Origin of the sequence: Aliidiomarina minuta (genome assembly GCF_003987145.1) — a bacterium.
GTDB classification, from domain to species: Bacteria; Pseudomonadota; Gammaproteobacteria; order Enterobacterales; family Alteromonadaceae; genus Aliidiomarina; species Aliidiomarina minuta.
The window spans coordinates 1,948,570-1,965,430 of sequence record NZ_PIPL01000001.1; the positions used below are offsets into that span (position 1 = coordinate 1,948,570).

The 16,861-nt window shown below is 48.8% G+C and carries 13 protein-coding genes; 3 read left to right on the forward strand and 10 right to left on the reverse strand.

Annotation, left to right across the window (positions count from 1 at the left end; genetic code table 11):
• Window positions 1-69: 69 nt before the first annotated feature.
• Entirely contained in the window at window positions 70-663 is a 594-nt protein-coding gene (locus CWE09_RS09410) for a prolyl oligopeptidase family serine peptidase (RefSeq protein ID WP_126803707.1), read from the reverse strand.
• Window positions 664-710: 47 nt separating this feature from the next.
• A complete protein-coding gene (locus CWE09_RS09415) occupies window positions 711-1,961 on the reverse strand; it encodes a M1 aminopeptidase family protein (protein WP_126803708.1) in 1,251 nt (416 codons plus the stop codon).
• Between the two features lie 261 nt (window positions 1,962-2,222).
• Between CWE09_RS09415 and CWE09_RS09420 the strand changes: the two genes are divergently transcribed.
• Window positions 2,223-4,295, forward strand: coding sequence for a TonB-dependent receptor (locus tag CWE09_RS09420; protein WP_126803709.1), 2,073 nt, complete (start codon window positions 2,223-2,225; stop codon window positions 4,293-4,295).
• A gap of 46 nt (window positions 4,296-4,341) precedes the next feature.
• Window positions 4,342-5,028 carry a superoxide dismutase gene (locus tag CWE09_RS09425; protein ID WP_126803710.1) on the forward strand — a complete coding sequence of 229 codons (687 nt, stop codon included), beginning with the start codon at window positions 4,342-4,344 and terminating at the stop codon, window positions 5,026-5,028.
• 82 nt (window positions 5,029-5,110) lie between these two features.
• Here CWE09_RS09425 and CWE09_RS09430 read toward each other — a convergent pair whose 3' ends face one another.
• From CWE09_RS09430 to CWE09_RS09455, 6 genes are all read right to left on the reverse strand, one after another.
• On the reverse strand, window positions 5,111-7,288 hold the full coding sequence (locus tag CWE09_RS09430) for a M3 family metallopeptidase (protein ID WP_126803711.1): 2,178 nt from the start codon (window positions 7,286-7,288) through the stop codon (window positions 5,111-5,113).
• A 31-nt stretch (window positions 7,289-7,319) separates the two neighbouring features.
• Window positions 7,320-8,222, reverse strand: a complete 903-nt coding sequence (folE2, locus tag CWE09_RS09435) for a GTP cyclohydrolase FolE2 (protein ID WP_126803712.1) — start codon at window positions 8,220-8,222, stop codon at window positions 7,320-7,322.
• Window positions 8,219-9,559, reverse strand: coding sequence for a dihydroorotase (locus CWE09_RS09440; RefSeq protein ID WP_126803713.1), 1,341 nt, complete (start codon window positions 9,557-9,559; stop codon window positions 8,219-8,221). The genes folE2 and CWE09_RS09440 overlap by 4 nt, the downstream gene beginning before the upstream one ends.
• A gap of 30 nt (window positions 9,560-9,589) precedes the next feature.
• The gene (locus CWE09_RS09445) at window positions 9,590-10,000 is read right to left on the reverse strand and encodes a TraR/DksA family transcriptional regulator (protein WP_126803714.1); all 411 of its coding nucleotides are present in this window, start codon (window positions 9,998-10,000) and stop codon (window positions 9,590-9,592) included.
• A 21-nt stretch (window positions 10,001-10,021) separates the two neighbouring features.
• On the reverse strand, window positions 10,022-11,215 hold the full coding sequence (gene zigA / locus CWE09_RS09450) for a zinc metallochaperone GTPase ZigA (RefSeq protein ID WP_126803715.1): 1,194 nt from the start codon (window positions 11,213-11,215) through the stop codon (window positions 10,022-10,024).
• Window positions 11,216-11,289: 74 nt separating this feature from the next.
• A complete protein-coding gene (locus tag CWE09_RS09455) occupies window positions 11,290-12,195 on the reverse strand; it encodes a LysR family transcriptional regulator (RefSeq protein WP_126803716.1) in 906 nt (301 codons plus the stop codon).
• A 105-nt stretch (window positions 12,196-12,300) separates the two neighbouring features.
• On the opposite strand from CWE09_RS09455, the gene CWE09_RS09460 reads away from it, so the two are divergent.
• Window positions 12,301-13,242, forward strand: coding sequence for a sodium-dependent bicarbonate transport family permease (locus CWE09_RS09460; protein WP_126803717.1), 942 nt, complete (start codon window positions 12,301-12,303; stop codon window positions 13,240-13,242).
• 36 nt (window positions 13,243-13,278) lie between these two features.
• On the opposite strand, the gene CWE09_RS09465 is transcribed toward CWE09_RS09460, so the two are convergent.
• On the reverse strand, window positions 13,279-15,279 hold the full coding sequence (locus tag CWE09_RS09465) for a PhoX family protein (RefSeq protein ID WP_241974330.1): 2,001 nt from the start codon (window positions 15,277-15,279) through the stop codon (window positions 13,279-13,281).
• 85 nt (window positions 15,280-15,364) lie between these two features.
• Window positions 15,365-16,792 carry a phospholipase D-like domain-containing protein gene (locus CWE09_RS09470; RefSeq protein ID WP_126803718.1) on the reverse strand — a complete coding sequence of 476 codons (1,428 nt, stop codon included), beginning with the start codon at window positions 16,790-16,792 and terminating at the stop codon, window positions 15,365-15,367.
• Window positions 16,793-16,861 lie beyond the last annotated feature (69 nt).

The window sequence follows — 16,861 nt, forward strand, 5'->3', positions numbered from 1 at the left end:
CGCAGGTCATTTCAGCAAGGCGAACTCTGGTATGATCATATTCGTTCAGTGTTCGCGTAACCTTTTTGCTTACTTTACGCTACTGAGCCACAACGCAACCTCTTCGAGCACTTCAGCCAGGTGCGATTTGCCGTCTGCGTCGCGAAAGCTGTGATCAAGTCCGGGCAGCATTCTTAATTCGATATGGGTAGCGCCATTTTCAATAAAGGTCGCGATTTCAGACTGGGTTCGCGCTGGGTCAACGCTCTCGTCGGCGTCGGACTGCATTACGAGCACTGGTGCCTGGATATGGTGCAAGGGTTCAAGCTCCCGAGTGCCATCCTCTATACGTTGGGTAAGCGAATTATTCTCTAGGTACGCCGCTGGGCAATCTTCGCGTTCGCCAGTTGCATAAGGCAAAGCAGCATCAATGCCGTACTTTTCTATCGTTAATAAGGCAGCCTCTGGGCTCAGGGTTTGCCACATAGTCTGTATGGACTCGATATGTTGCACGCTATTGCAGTCAGAGCCATGAAACACAACCAACAAAGTATCGGCTGCGGGGTTATTCAGGTAGTACTGAATAACGGAGCCGTCCTCCCGTTTAACCTGTGGCTGTGCCGATAGCGTGAAAGCTACAAAGAAGAGCAAGGCGGCCAGAATAAATACTATGTTTTTCATCATTATGGATCGTTTTAATAGCTAACAGATTTCTGTAGACCCCAAAAAGTTTAAAAATCTCCCCCAAGTACCTGCTCAAACCACTGTCTGGTCTCTTTTGATGTCAGTTGCTCTAGCTCAGCAAGCAATGCTTCAGTTTCAGTCAAGGGTGTAGTCATGTAACCATCCAGCAGCTGGTTAAAGCTTTCGTCTCCGATTTTTTGTTCAAGCTTTTTCAGCAGAAGCGGACCTAGCGCATAATTGACCATAGCAGGCGCACGTTCTTTAACGTCGGCTTTCCAGACAAAGTCATGCCCTTGCGCCCGTTGTTTCCAGTCCGCGACAACGGCTTCATAAGACTCTAATCCAAATTTCTGCCTGACCTCTCTTGCCGCCACGTACTCAGCAAATGACTCTACCATCCAGTAATGGTGTGACATAGGGTCGCCAAATTCTGTCCAATGATGCGCAAGTTCATGGCATATATAATGGTAACTCTGTTGTTCATTTACTAAGAGTTCACTGGTGACAGATAAGTAACTGGAACGAGCAAAACTGGGGCCTGTGCGGTCTAACAACACTAAAGTGGCCGAATCCAGCCTGTTTGTTGTGTCTGTTGCTGCAAATTTAGTATTGAGTGAAATAAGACACTCGTTTCCCATGCTCGCTAATGCGCCAGCATGATCTTCATTTTCAGTGTCGTAGACAACCGTAAAACCTTTATCGACTGCCTGCTTTCCCTGCGATGTTGCATAGATGGCCACGTCTATTGTCGGTTGCTCTGAGATCAGCTGGAGCCCTTTGTCTGTCTGTCGCACCTTACCGGGTCCGTACAGCTTCCAGTCAGCAGGTAGCTCTACGTGCAGTGTGCCCTGAATTGGCGTAGAAAAGTCTGCAAATACCGGATGCCACCCCGAATCGATACTCAGGTGAATGCTCTGATTATCGATATAATTACCATGACCTGCTTCAGCGTCAATCAAACCGCTGTAAGATATATCAATTTCATGCATGGGTGTATCGCCACTAAACTGCAAAGTGATAACACTCCAGACGGGCACGATCTCAGATACGCTAACGGTATAATCTTCTAAGGTGTCTCCGCTAATGTGGCTTATTGCAAAGTCCTTATGCAAAAACAGGCTAGCTGTATTGTTCTTTAAGCTGGTGGAGGGGATAACCAGACGCGAATCGACTTGCAACCCACCAGCCTCATTATTAAAAGAAACCTGGGTCTCATAATGAGTCACTTGCGGAGTCTCGGATGCCGCTATAGCGAAAGACATACCTAATAAGAGATAAAAAAGAACCGTTTTTAACATAAGTCACCCCAGATAGTGTTTATAAACAAGCTAGCAAACTAATCCTCCACAGGCACCAAGCTCTTTGTTACATCTTGTTTCATGGTGTGCACTGCAAAGGCTTTGTTAAATCTCCTATCAATTTTAAACGACCTATAAGGGCCACTTTGAACCTTTGTAATGTTATGTTATAACATTACACTAATTTGATACATCGATCCCTCGCAATGCAATGCTAGGGCCTTTCACGCTTTGACATCATATATAAATAAGAGGGTACTCATGCGCTCGTATACTAACTTAACCTTCGCAATTGCCGCGCTACTCAGCGCCCCAGTCCTCAACGCTTCTGATGAACCTGCAGAAGAACCTGTATTGGCAAATACTGAGAGCAGTCACCCACTTGAAACCATTACCGTGCGGGCTTCAGGCTTAGGCCGCAATGCGGTTGAAATGGCGGGGCCGGTTTCCGTATTAAGTGGCGATGAGCTGACCCAACGGGCTGAAGCCAGTATTGGTGAAACCCTCAAATATGAACCTGGCGTACATGGCAACTATTTTGGCCCCGTAGCCTCCAGTCCGGTAATTCGTGGGCTTGACGGACCCCGCGTACAGGTGGTTCGCAACGGCATGAGCACAGGCGATGTTTCCCGCGAGGGCCCGGATCATGCAATTACCGCGGATGCTATGACAGCACAGCAAATTGAAGTGCTCAGAGGCCCCGCCACTCTGCTATACGGCAGTGGCGCTATAGGTGGTGTCATTAACGTTGTTGACAATCGCATTCCGCGCACCGCATCGGGACGCCCGGACACGTTACTGCAAGGCAAGTTTAATACTGCTGCCACTGAACGCGCACTTAGCTTCTCCCACGACACCAGCGGCGATAACTTAGCCTTCCATGCCGATGGCCACTACCGGAAAAGTAACGACTATCGTGTTCCCAGGTACAGTAATGATGAAGGTTATAGCACGTCCCGGCTGGATAATTCCTGGGCCGAGCATCACACGCTGAATTTTGGCAGCAGCCATATCGCCGATTGGGGGTTCGTTGGTTTTAGTTATGGCTATATGGATAGCAGTTATGGGTTACCTGAAGGGCCTGCCAGCCCTGACGATGAAGACGAAGGAGAACTCATTAAGCTCAACCAGCAACGGGTTGCCCTCGCCGCTGAATATCAGCCTGGCCATCAGAGCTGGGAATTACTCACTGCCGATCTGGCGTTCACAGATTATGACCATGCTGAGTATGACGAAGGTGTGCCCGAAACCGAATTTACCAGCAAAGCCTGGGAAATGCGCTTGACGGGGATCTATCTACTCGACAACGGCTGGCGTGGAGTTATTGGTTACCATGGCACCACACGCGACTACGAAGCCGCGGGCGAAGAAGCCTTCACACCCAACACAGATACCGATAGTCATGCCCTGTTTTTATTGCAGGAACGTCATTTTGGTTCTTTAAAGTTTGAAGCCGGAGCTCGCTTTGAACGGCTGACTCATAAAGCATCGGACGTCGAAGACGCCAGCGGTATTCGCGATATTGATGATCCATTTAACTTATTCAGTTGGTCTATCGGCGGCGTATACAGCCTCAATCAGAATCACCGGTTAACGGCCGCCTTTAGTCAGGCTGAACGCGCACCCATCGCTAATGAACTTTATGCAAACGGCGTACATGTAGGCACCCGCTCCTATGAAATTGGCACCGCTTATCAGGTCACCCACGAAAATGGGCAGACCACCATTGTCAGTGACCCAAGTTTGTCTTCAGTTGAACGGGCCAATAACTTAGATCTGGGTCTGCGCGGCAACTTTGGAGATCTCAGCTACCAACTCAATCTGTTCTATAATCAAATTGACGACTTTGCTTACCTGCGAAATTTAGGCATGCAAATCGCGACCATGGATGCCTATCAGTACACGCAACGCGATGCTACTTTGCGTGGTGCCGAAGCCGAAGTGAGCTGGCAGTTCATGCCAGCGCAACAACTTAGTCTGATGGCGGATACTGTACGTGCCCGTTTAGATGAAGGCGGTAATTTACCCAGAATACCGCCTCACCGACTGGGTGCGGAGTATCAATACCAGGCCAATCAATGGGTGGCAACAGTCGGGGTGTCTCGTTACGGACGGCAAAGTGATGTTGCCGAGAATGAAGAGGTTACCCAAGGATACACTCTTCTGGAAGCCTCGATAAATTATGACTTTAACTGGCAGAACCAGAACATGATGTGGTTTGCCAAGCTACAAAATGCCAGCAACCGACTGGCTTTTGTACACAGCTCTTTCATTAAGGAAGAAGCCCCACTGCCTGGACGTAACCTGACTATCGGACTTCAGGCTCGTTTTTAACTATTTAGTTATTATTGAGTTACTATTCAATCATTAAGGAAGCACTATGTTAAGAACATTATCCATCACGCTCGCCTCAGCAGTTTGCCTCTTTGCTGCACCAGCGTTATCTGATGCCTTTGAACAAGCGCCTTTACCCTATGCCAGTAACGCACTGGAACCTATCATTGACCAGCAGACTATGGAGATTCATTTCGGGCGCCATCATGCCGCTTATATCAATAACCTGAATAGTGCAGTAGCCGAGACTAGCGAGCTACAAGAGCTGAGTTTAGAAGACATGATGCACAATGTGTCCAACTACAGTGTCCAGGTTCGTAACAATGGCGGCGGTCACTACAACCACACACTGTTCTGGGACATTATGGCTCCGGTTGACGAAGGCGGGGAGCCCTCCAGTTCACTACGCGAAGCAATAGAGCATCAATTTGGCTCTCTCGACGAGATGCAGAGCGAGTTTAACAGTGCCGCGGCTTCTCGTTTTGGCTCGGGTTGGGCCTGGCTTATCGTCAACGAACAAGGTGAATTGCAGGTCACCAGCACGCCCAATCAGGACAACCCACTGATGGATGTGGTGGATGACCAGGGAACTCCTATTCTTGCTCTGGATGTCTGGGAACATGCCTACTATTTGCAGTACCAGAATCGCCGTGGCGACTACTCTGAAGCCTGGTGGCAGCTGGTCAACTGGAATAAGGTCAATGAACTGTATGAAGAGGCTATAAACGGCTAAAAATAAGACTGAAAATTAAGAAAAAAAATAGCCCTGTATCAACGGGGCTATTTTTTCTCTCTATCTTCTCTCTCTATTGACTTTAATCTAACTGTATTTTAAGTCCGCGACGGATCAACAAAGCATCGGTGGTAGGCTCCTGGCCACGGAATTTAATGTAAGACTCCATCGGTGGGCGTGAATTACCAACCTCAAGAATATTACTCCGATAGACTTGCCCGTTTTCACGCGACAAGCCGCCTTTTGTCTGCATATAAGCAAAGGCGTCGGCGGCTAAGATCTCACTCCACATATAAGCGTAATAACCCGCTGAATAACCACCACCAATGGAATGGTTGAAATACGTCGACTTGTAGCGCGGAGGCACGGCTGGCATGTCAACCCCGTGTTTACTCAGTGCCGCAGCTTCAAAAGCTTCGACGTCCTGTTCTCCAGCATCTGCACTCAGGGTATGCCATTCCATATCCAGAAAGGCCGCGGAGATATATTCCAAAGTGTCAAAACCCTGGTTAAAGCTACGTGACTGCATGATTTTCTCAAGCAATTCGTCTGGAATCGGCTCGCCGGTTTCATAATGATTGGCATAGTTGCTAATCACCTCAGGATAAGCCGCCCAGTCTTCTTCAAAGGTCGACGGAAACTCAACAAAATCACGAGATACGGAAGTACCTGCCAGCGACGGATAATTCACATCCGAAAACATGCCGTGAATACCGTGGCCCAACTCATGGAACATAGTAGTCACATGATCGTAAGAAATCAGTGTCGGTTCGCCGTCGGAGGCCTTTGGAATGTTCATCACATTCACCACCACCGGCTTTTTATCCAGCAAATGCGACTGACCCACAAAAGAGCTCATCCAGGCACCCCCGCGCTTACCTTCACGCGCAAAGTAATCAGCATAGAAAATAGCCAGGCTAGTGCCGTCGTGGTCAAAGACTTCATAGGCCTCTACGTCAGGGTGATACACAGGCAGGTCTTCACGGCGCTCAAAAGTAATGCCATACAGACGGTTCATGGTATAGAACAGACCGTCATGCAACACCCGGTTAAACTCAAAGTATTCACGCACTTCACTTTCGTCCAGATCATAACGTTCCTGGCGAACCAGTTCAGCGTAATATTCCCAGTCCCATGGCTGAACTTCAAAATCACCGCCTTCACGCGCGATCATCCGTTCAATATCCGCTTGTTCGCGCTTAGTGTTTTCCACCACCGCAGGCACCATGCTGCTAAGCATTTCAAGTACGTTTTCCGGGGTTTCGGCCATGGTATTCTGTAACTGATAGTCAGCCCAGTTCTTGTATCCTAAGAGTTGCGCACGTTCAGCACGTATTTGCGTTAAACGTGAAACCAGGGGGCGGTTATCGTATTCACCTGAAGTTCCCCGATTGGCTGAGGCCTCCCATACCCGTTGACGCAGTTCGCGATTCTTTAACGAAGACAACACCGGCTGGCGTGTTGTGTTGGTAATACTCAGTAAAAACTTACCTTCATGCCCGGCCGCATCTGCCGCATTGCGCGCACTACGCAGCTGACTGTCCGACAAACCTTCCAGCTCTTCTTCACTATCCACAACCACGGCTATCTCGCGTGTAATGGCCAGCTGGTTCTGAGAAAATTGCGTGGCCAGGCGCGCATGCTCTTCATTTAAAGCGCGGATTTGCTGCCGTTCTTCGTCATTTAATCGAGCACCAGCACGCACAAAACGATCGTAATAAATATCCAGCAAGCGTGCTGATTCGGGATCTAAATCCAGTGCTTGACGCTGATTATAGACAGCCTCAACCCGGGCAAAGAGTGCTGGGTTCAAATTGATATCATCGGAGTGTGCAGACATTTTAGACGACAAGTCCCGCTGTATTTGACGGCGTGCTTCGTTGCTATCTGTGCCACTCAAATTCGAAAATACCCGTGATACCCGCGTTAGCAGTTCACCGCTTTTCTCCAGTGCCACAATAGTATTCCCGAAGGTTGGCGCCGCTTCGTTGTTTACAATGGTATCAATTTCCGCCTTATGAACCGCCATGCCACGTTCGAAGGCTGGCATGAAATGCTCATCTTCAATCAAGCGGAAATCTGGCGCTTCGTATTGCAGGGCCGAAGCCTGAGCAAAAGGGTTGTTCGCGAAATCATCTTTCTCAGCTGTTTCGCTGGCTGCGGCAACGCTAAAGTAAGTCGTTTGCGAAGCCTGTACTGAATAGGCTGTTAGTGACAGTACCGCACTAACGGCAACCGCTATTATGTTTTTCTTATGCATGGGTTATTTCCTATGTGGTGTCCAAAAATAATTAGTAATAATCAATCACTACCGCATCGTGTGCATGCAGGCTTTCCAAGTGTCTGACTTTCAGATTGTACGACACAAGCCCCTCAATGCCTTCAATACTGGCCTTAATACGCCTGGCGGCATCCTCGCAAAAAAGTAAATTGGCTCCGTTATTTTCAGCAAACTGCTTTTCATCAACCCGCTTCACGGCGGTTTGCAAAGGCGTACCTATCACCTGCTCAAATTGATTAACCAGAGCTGAAAGATCTGGAATCTGAACACCTTCAAAGCACAGTTCAATCTCCGCAAAAGAGCGTTGGCTATGCGGGGTAGGTACAGCATTTTCAGGATTATTAATCCAATCCAGCAACTGGGCTTTGTTAATGCTTTCATGCTCAAATACAGCATCCAGCTGCTCCGTCAAACCTTCTCTGGCCAGGCCCGCAGAACAAGGGCATGTGCTGGAATAAGGAATGGTTAAGTGCACCGAGGTAAAAAATTTCTGCTGCTTAAACTGAACGTCAATTTTACAGGGGTAAAATTGATAGCCGCTGAACTCACTTACCAGTGCTTTTTTCTGTAGCGCCAATTCAAAGCTAAAAGCAACCCGACTACTTTTTGAAATGCCGTTCTGGTCTATAATAGACTGTGTCAGATACTGACGTATCAGCTTATTTGTAAGCAAATGATGCGAAAACAATTCGTTCAATAAACGATAGAGTCTCGACATATGAATGCCTTTGGCCGACTTTTTCTCCAGCCCGACAAAAGTATCAACATAACAGTGAGTCAATGCCTGATTCTGATTATCGACTGGCAATAGAACAGGCAACGCTATCTTTTCCATGCCCACCCACTTTAACGCGGATTCAGACTGGCCTAACTTTGTTGAGGTGATATCACTCATGGGGGATCTATAACTCATCTTTTATGCTCTCCTGAGCGCGTAAACTCAATCGCCTGCCCAGCCGCTTGAGCGCAGACTATTTTTCCATCCCGATAACACTGAATGCCATTCACCCAGGTGCTTTTCACCGAACTGAAAAAGCTCTGGCCATCGAACGGCGCCCACTGACATTTATAAAAAGTGTCTGTATTACTGACATGAGTAGGCGTTGCAGGGTCAAGAAGCACCAGATCCGCATGATAACCTTCGCGGATAAAGCCTCTGTTTTTTACTTCAAAGCGAATAGCGGGATTATGGCAGGCTTTCTGCACCATGCTTTCAATACTCAATTCCCCCTGTTTAACCAGGTCCAGCAGCATAAGCAGGGCATGTTGCACTAATGGAATGCCGGCTGGGGCAGCAGGATAGGATTGATTTTTTTCACTCAATAAATGCGGTGCGTGATCCGTTGCGATAATGTCCAGCACGTCATGACGCAGCGCCTGCAATAATTGCTTCCTGTCTTGTGCTGACTTAATGGCAGGATTGCACTTAATCAGATTGCCCAACTGGGCATAATCCTGATCATCAAACCACAGGTGATGAACGCAGGCTTCAGCCGTAATCTTCTTGTGTTCAATAGGGCCCGAATCAAACAACGGCATTTCTTTTGCGCTGGTCAGATGCAGCACATGCAAGTTCGCATCGTATTTACGAGCCAGGGAGACCGCATAGGACGATGACACAAAACAAGCCTCGTCATTACGTAACGCAGCATGCTCAAATATGGTTAGCGGGTCTTGCAGAGATAAACGGTTGCGCTCAATCACAGGACCGCTTTCACAGTGGGTCGCAATTAGTATCGGCGACTCCCTGAAAATGGCTTCTAAGGCAGCCGGGTTTTCCACCAATAAGTTCCCGGTCGACGCGCCCATAAACACCTTCACTCCACATACACGGTCTATGTCCACGGACTTAATATCGTCAATATTGGATTCCGTAGCACCCAGGTAAAAAGCATAATTACAGAATGACTTAGTGCTGGCTAAATCCAGTTTGTGGGCAATCGCTGACATATTGGTAGTTGCAGGCGATACATTCGGCATTTCCATCACCGAGGTAATGCCACCTGCAACAGCGGCCATAGATTCCGTGGCTAAATCACCCTTTGCCGTTAACCCGGGTTCTCGGAAATGCACCTGGTCATCTATCATGCCAGGCATCAACAACAGACCTTCCGCGTCATACTCAGTGAATGAACGTGGGGTATTTATTTCACTCTGTATTTTATCAATACACCCATTGCGCACCAGAACATCGCTGTGAAACTGGCGCCCCTCGTTCACCACCTTTGCGTTTTTAATTACAAAATTCACCCGTTACCTACTCTCACTCGTATCGAACGTTCAAAGCCTGAAATGCTTTTCCCGATTCTCATGAATTTCCTTGGCATCCGTGCTGTACTCCGCTGTGGGCCTTATCAACAGACGCTTAATACCTATAGGCTCATCGGTTTCCACGCAATAACCGAAAGTACCTTTATGAATTTTAGTCAAAGCCAGGTCGATTTTGGGCAATAACCGCCGTTTGCGGTCAATCAGCCGAATCAACAAGGCCGACTCTTCTTCATATTGGGCGCGGTCTCCTTCATCATTCGATTCCGGAGGCGAACCCAAACGGGTTTTAGCTTCTTCTATTTCTTCCATAGTGGCTGCTTTCTGACTTAGCAACAGGCGCTCAAAATACTCGAGCTGAGCCTGGTTCATGTAGTCATCCTCGCTCATTGCGAGTAACTCTTTTTCCGTTAAATGAGACATAGATACTCCTTAAGCCAGCGGTTAAACATCACCAAAAGGATTATCCATCTGTAACCAGAAGGGCACGCCTGCAGCAAGCTCTTCGTCGTTCAGCAAACAGTGGTCAAGTTTGGCGGTCACTTCGTCTTTCTGTATGCCCTGACCAATGAAAACCAGTTCCTGGCGCATGTCCCCAAAAGGCTCTTCCCATTTTTCATTGATATAACCCACACTTTCCTCGTCGGTCGGCCAGTCTTTGGCTGGCAAGGACTTCCAGAAATAGCCGGCCACACCATAACGGGCGATGCCGCCGGCCTGGTTCCACTGCATCGCCTGATGCGGTCTGCTTGCTAGCCAGAAGTAACCCTTTGACCGAATTAGTTTGCCTGCGGGCCATGACTGGTGCAGAAACTGGTGGAATTTATCAGGATGGAATGGACGTCGTGCGGTATAGGTAAAGCTACTGATTCCGTACTCTTCCGTTTCCGGGGTATGCTCACCGCGCATTTCCTTGAGCCAGCCGGGAGCCAACGAGGCTTTATCAAAATCAAAAAGGCCTGTGTTTAAAATCAGCTTTGGCTCAACTTCGCCATTCTGTATCGGGTAGACTCTGGCATCCGGATTCAGGCTTTTTACCACCCCCAACACCTGTTGCAGCTGCTCAGCGGGCACTAAATCTGTTTTGCTAATAACAATAACGTCGGCAAACTCAATTTGGTCAACCAATAAGTCTGAGACACTGCGCTCGTCTTCCTCACCCAGGTGCTCGCCACGCTCTTGCAGCGAATCCGCCTCTTCATAGTCCGTTAAAAAATTAGCCGCATCGACAACAGTGACCATAGTATCCAAAGTCGCTGAAGTAGACAGACTCTGACCGTTTTCATCTTCAAAAGTAAAAGTTTCAGCAACCGGAAGCGGTTCTGAAATACCGGTGCTTTCAATAATCAGGTAATCGTATTTACCGCTTTTTGACAGCTCAGCAACTTCGGTCAATAAATCTTCGCGCAGTGTGCAGCAGATGCAACCATTGCTGAGCTCAACCAGCTTTTCATCAGCCCGGCGCAACTCGACATCATTTTTTAAGCTATCCGCGTCAATATTGAGTTCGCTCATGTCATTTACAATCAAGGCAATACGTAAATTGTCGCGATTACTCAGTAAGTGCTTTAACAAAGTAGTCTTGCCGGCTCCAAGAAAGCCGGAAAGAACCGTAACAGGCAGTTTTGATGTTTGCATAAAATCGGCTCCAGTAAGTAATTGTTATGTTATAACATATCGCAACTGGAACTGAAAACATTCGCTTTGCAGTATTACTTTCCCTCGACGGGTAAACTGGAACCCAACGCAATCTCCCTGAAGTGATGAACCATCCGCTGGTTCAGGTTGTCCCTTCGGCTGACCAGATACCACTGCCCGGGCAATGGAAAACCTTTTGCTTTGAGTATGCTGACCGGGTCACTCCCATGTTCAACAATATGCTCAGATAACACCGCCAGACCACTGCCGGCAGCCACACTGACACGAATGGCCTCATTGCTCTCAACTTCTACCCGTTGACTCAGATGCAGCCCCTGACCAGCTAACCAGGTGTCGAATACCATGGCCGTTGCTGAGCCTGGTTCGCGAACCAAAAAGCGTTCATTCTGCAAGGCATAAAAATCAATCTCCGATTGGTTACCGGCCCAGTGATCCTGCGGCGCGATTAACACAAGCTGGTTGCGCATAAACGCCTGAGCATCTGCGTTGGAGTCGGTGGGCGGGTGACTGAAAATATACAGGTCGTCTTTGTTATGAAAGTATCTCTGCAGTGTCGCTTCGCGGTTACCAATGCGCAGTTTCACCTGGATATCAGGAAAGAAGCGATTAAATTCAGCAACTAACTGAGGTACCACATATTGCGCCGTATTGACCAACGCAATGGTTAGCTCTCCGACTACGCCACTTTCAATAGCCGCTATCTTTTCACCACACTCCCGCATACGACGAATCGTATCTCCGGCTGCTTTGTATAATTCCTTCCCAGCGATAGTGGGTAACATCTGCCGCCCCTGCTGAAAGAGAATCTTGGTACCACATATATCCTCTAATCGTTTGATCTGAGCAGAAATAGTCGGCTGTGTAAGATGCAGCTGACGTGCAGCCGAAGAAATGCTCTGGTGCTCGATAACCTGAGTGAAGACTTCCAGCAAGCGAAAGTTTACATGACGTAAATCCATAAGCGACCCATAGATAAAAAGCTATATAAAATAGTGTAAATATTAATTTTTAATTATACATAGCATTCCCCATACTTGCGCTCTAAATCAAAATTTGGAGCTGTGATGCCTGATATTGTAATTGCCTTTTTTGTCCTCGGCCTGATCGCTGGCATCGTCAAATCAGATCTCAAAATGCCTGGTCAGATTTATGAAATACTGACCATACTGCTGATGTTAAGCATCGGTATAAAAGGCGGGCTAGCCCTGCACAGCGACAGTCAGTCGATTATCTGGGGACAACTATTGGCCATTATGTCACTGGGTTTCATCATACCTTTTGCGCTGTTACCCATTTTAAACAAAATTATAAAACTGCCTACGGCAGATGCTATAAGCCTTGCCGCGCATTACGGCTCAGTGAGTGCCGGCACCTTTGCGGTTGCCTGGGCTCTGGCTGAAAGTTATCAGCTACCCATTTCTGCCGATGCTACCCTTTACCTGGTCATTCTTGAGCTACCTGCGATCATTCTGATGCTGGCCTTCTACCACTGGCGCACAAGTAATGGCGGAGAAGGCGCAAAAATGTCGGCCATCTGGCATGAAGCCTTCACCAGCCGGGGCGTCATTCTGTTAATGGGAGGCGTTGCTATAGGTTGGCTGTATGGACCCGAAGGGCTGGGTGCTATCAAAACCCTGGTAATTGACGGCTTTACTTTGTTGCTGGCGTTATTTCTACTGGAAATGGGCTTAACCACAGCGCGGATTTGCCGTCCTCTACCCAGAGAGCACTGGCGCCTGATTCTGTTCGCGGCACTGGCACCACTGATTATGATATGGCCGGGTATTTTACTCGGTGTATTCTTGAACCTTCCGGTAGGCAGCATTTTGATATTAGGCGCACTCAGTGCCAGTGCCTCCTATATCGCAGCTCCCGCGGCCATTCGTGCAGCTATTCCAGAAGCGAACATCAGTAAAGCCATGCTGGCTGCCCTTGGAGTTACTTTCCCACTGAACGTAATTTTGTATATCCCGGTTGCTGCTCACTTACTCTCGGTTCATTTATAAAAACCGCCCCGTAATCCGGGGCATTAGAGTATTCAGCTAAGCCCCGATCACACCACCGTCATCGCGGGTAATAACTATGGTCGAAGAGCGCGGGCGCAGGCCGTTGCCATCGGGCCAGTGACTGCTAAACTCACCAGGGCCAGAACTTTCCCCGGGATGCTGTACATTAACAAACATAGTTTTGCTATCCGGCGTGGTCACCACCCCAGTGATTTCACAGTCCACGGGGCCCACCAGAAAACGCTTCAACTCGCCACTGACCGGATCGGCTGCAAGCATGCCGTTGTTACCAAAAGGGCCTTGCTGCATCGTAGGGCCGCTCATATCCGTTTGAATCCAAAGGCGTGACTGATGATCAAACCAAAGGCCGTCAGGGCAGGCAAAATGGTTCTCCTCTGTCAGCGTAATAGCCGTATCCGGGGTACTTGTGCCCACATCCCCCCCGAGCAGGAAAATATCCCAGGCAAAATGTTCCGCTTGCTGACTTTCAGCTTCACGCCAGCGTACTATATGACCATAAGCATTTTCAGCGCGCGGATTGGCAGCATCCGTCTGCGCTTCGCTACGCCGCGTATTGTTGGTCAAGGTAAAATAAACTTCACCGGTTTGCGGGTGCACGGCACCCCATTCAGGTCGATCCATTTTAGTAGCGCCAGCCACATCTGCCGCTAAACGGGTATTCAGCAAGACGTCAGCCTGAGTCGCAAAATCAACCCCTGCGCTTTGTGCCTGCGCCATGAATACAGGATCATTGATATCCAGTGCCAGCCATTGCCCGCTGCCGTCATCATTGAAGCGGGCAACGTAGAGCTTACCGTCATTCAGCAAATCGCCGGAAGCTGTCGCCTGGTGGTAGGGTTTGGCACTGACAAACTTATAAATATACTCAAAACGGGCGTCGTCACCAGAATAAGCCACTAGGGGCTCACCTTCCACCGGGGGCGCAAAGACCACGCCTTCGTGGGCAAAGCGTCCCAACATACTGCGTTTTACCGGAGTGCTACGCGGGTTGAAAGGGTCAATTTCTACAATCCAACCAAAATGATTGGGTTCATTTCGGTAGTCTTCAGTCGGGCTGTCAGCCAGGATTGAGGCATTGAAGCGATCCGTATCGTCACTGGCCGGTGCTGCGGTTTCCCAATAATAACGACTGTTACCCTGGCGTACCCCATAACGGGCATGTTCGCGGGGTTGTTCGCTGTCATCATTCATAAAACACCCAGCCCAGTTTTCCTCACAGGTTAAGTATGTGCCCCAGGGAGTAAAGCCATGCGCGCAGTTATTAATAGTGCCTCGGGTACTGGTGCCATCCGGGCTGTATTTAGTGATGAGTTTATCGTCACCCGTCACAGGGCCTGCCATTGCCATCGGAGTATTGCCGGTGATACGGCGATTGTAAGGGCTATTCTTGACCAGTATCCATTCACCGCCCCGCTGCTGACGAATATGCGCTACTGACACACCATGCCCCATGAGTTCTTTGAACACCTCATCCTGGGGCCTTGGAGGTTGTGAGGGACCATCACTGTGCAGGATATCTGGGTCCACATATTCATGGTTCATGACCAGCAAGCCTTCAACAGAACTGTCTCCTCCCTTTTTTACATCAATGGGAAAGAAGTGCATACCATCATGATGCGAACCCACCTGCCGGGCCTGATCAAGCGCGCTGTTTGAAGCGTCGCTACGAAATTCAGGCGCATTGGCTGTCAATGGCGTCCCCCAGGGCAAAAAAGGTGTGGCCCGATATCCCTTAGGCACAGTAACGGTGTCCACCCTGTTGGTCATCACGGGTTCAAAACCTAAGCCTTGAGCAACGGCATTTGCTGAAGATGATTGTCCTACACGAGGAGCGCAGGCGGCCAGCAATGGAGATGCTATAAAAGCGCCGACCGCTAAACCTAAACCACCTTTAAGAACAGAGCGGCGACTCATCTGGCGATTAACTACATCGTAAAAGTCCTCTCCTGAAGACGAATTACAAATTGGATCAATCCCACTCAGATCGACAGACAGTTTTTTACGGGTAGCAGGCACACTAAGCTCCTAAAAAGGTAATAAATGGAATGCGACTCAGATAGAAGACTAAGCCTACTTGATTCACATGACAGTTTTATGAAAACTAAAACGTGCTTATCCCCGTTGCTTCCATTGTCCGATACAGAAATCGAAGCCATAAGCTTTCCTCGGCGTAAGTCGCGTAATCGACACTGAACTGACGGTCCTCTCGGTTGCTCCATTGGTCTTCAAACCAACGCAAGCCTTGTTGCAAAGATTCAGTCTCGATTTCCCCTCGCAGTACCACACTGGTTTCGAGATTAAGGTTGTGTAAATTGCGCCGGGTAAAATTAGTCGAACCAAGCAACATTTCCGCACGGCCTTCATTGTCTCTATATAGCAACCACTTAGAGTGACACTGCTCGTCTTGAGTATCACACCAGCGTACCGACACTCCGGCACCATTTAGCTCCTGTGCTACCGGAAGATTAGGCACACCAATTTTCTCGTGCCCAAATGCTTCTTTATTGGGGTCAAGTAGCACCCTGACTTGCACTCCCCGGGTCACAGCATCTTGTAAAGCTCGCACCACATGACGATCAGAAAGATAGAAAATAGCCAAATCCAACTTCTCACCACTCACGGCTTCATTAATAATGCGCAGCAAGGTGCGCTCCACCGCGCGTTCAGTAACTACCTGCACGGTTACATCACTATTCGGAGGCGGCTCCATCGGTTGCAAATCCGTTTCTGGCGCCGATCTGCCCGAAAAGTTGAGGACCGCCGCTTCGCTGGCCAGTAAATCCCAGGCTGCAGGTCCGCTGAAGCGCAGCGCCACATTGCCGTGAGCACTGCTTGGATCATGCGGGTTCGCCGAAGTCACCAGAGCCGTTAATTGATTGTTGTTATCAGTAATAACTAGCTTACGGTGGTTCGCTTTAAAATTAAGCAGCTTCAGGTAACTGCGCAAGGACACTCGCCCCTCACCAAAAGGATTCGGCAAGATCCCCCCCTCGCTATTACCAAAAGGCTGAATAAAAGGGCGCCAAAACGCAGAATACAGCGGGTTGCTATCGCGCAAGCGAGTAAGGTCGGTAATCACAACGGGAATATCGGCCTCTCTCAGCTGTTCGAAGTGTGCTGAGGTCCGACCGCCATATACATTGTTCAGCGGATCTGAAATTACCCAGACCTCAAGGTCAGGGTAACGATCCTTCTGGGCAATGAGCGCCTCGGTGAGCTCCGTTGCGAGAGGACGATAGGCTCCTCTCTCATCCGCCTTAAAATCGTTAAACAAAAACATATCCACCAGGACAAACTTACGTGCCTCAGCAATCATCTCGAATACGGTATCAAATATCTGCTGCTCGATCTGGCGTTCACCATTCGTATCGGTATAAGTAATATCCGCCAAAAACTCCACATCAGTGGCACTTCGCGGTGGCCCTTCGAAGTTTAATCCGGCAGGCAAGGGCTTGTGGACCTGGTACACACCAACAATTACAAGTACGAGCAACAACAGCATGATTATTAATTTTTTTTGATTTCGCATAATTTGCACTGGTTCCCAAGAGCAACGATTTTTTTCACAACAGATACATCGTCACTATAGTGCGCTTTC

Bases quoted from the DNA above. Each gene is read 5' to 3' on its own strand.
- CWE09_RS09455 (WP_126803716.1), bottom strand. From the start codon at position 12,195: ATGGATTTACGTCATGTAAACTTTCGCTTGCTGGAAGTCTTCACTCAG.
- CWE09_RS09470 (WP_126803718.1), bottom strand. From the start codon at position 16,792: ATGCGAAATCAAAAAAAATTAATAATCATGCTGTTGTTGCTCGTACTT.
- CWE09_RS09445 (WP_126803714.1), bottom strand. From the start codon at position 10,000: ATGTCTCATTTAACGGAAAAAGAGTTACTCGCAATGAGCGAGGATGAC.
- zigA (WP_126803715.1), bottom strand. From the start codon at position 11,215: ATGCAAACATCAAAACTGCCTGTTACGGTTCTTTCCGGCTTTCTTGGA.
- CWE09_RS09425 (WP_126803710.1), top strand. From the start codon at position 4,342: ATGTTAAGAACATTATCCATCACGCTCGCCTCAGCAGTTTGCCTCTTT.
- folE2 (WP_126803712.1), bottom strand. From the start codon at position 8,222: ATGAGTTATAGATCCCCCATGAGTGATATCACCTCAACAAAGTTAGGC.
- CWE09_RS09430 (WP_126803711.1), bottom strand. From the start codon at position 7,288: ATGCATAAGAAAAACATAATAGCGGTTGCCGTTAGTGCGGTACTGTCA.
- CWE09_RS09410 (WP_126803707.1), bottom strand. From the start codon at position 663: ATGATGAAAAACATAGTATTTATTCTGGCCGCCTTGCTCTTCTTTGTA.
- CWE09_RS09415 (WP_126803708.1), bottom strand. From the start codon at position 1,961: ATGTTAAAAACGGTTCTTTTTTATCTCTTATTAGGTATGTCTTTCGCT.
- CWE09_RS09460 (WP_126803717.1), top strand. From the start codon at position 12,301: ATGCCTGATATTGTAATTGCCTTTTTTGTCCTCGGCCTGATCGCTGGC.
- CWE09_RS09420 (WP_126803709.1), top strand. From the start codon at position 2,223: ATGCGCTCGTATACTAACTTAACCTTCGCAATTGCCGCGCTACTCAGC.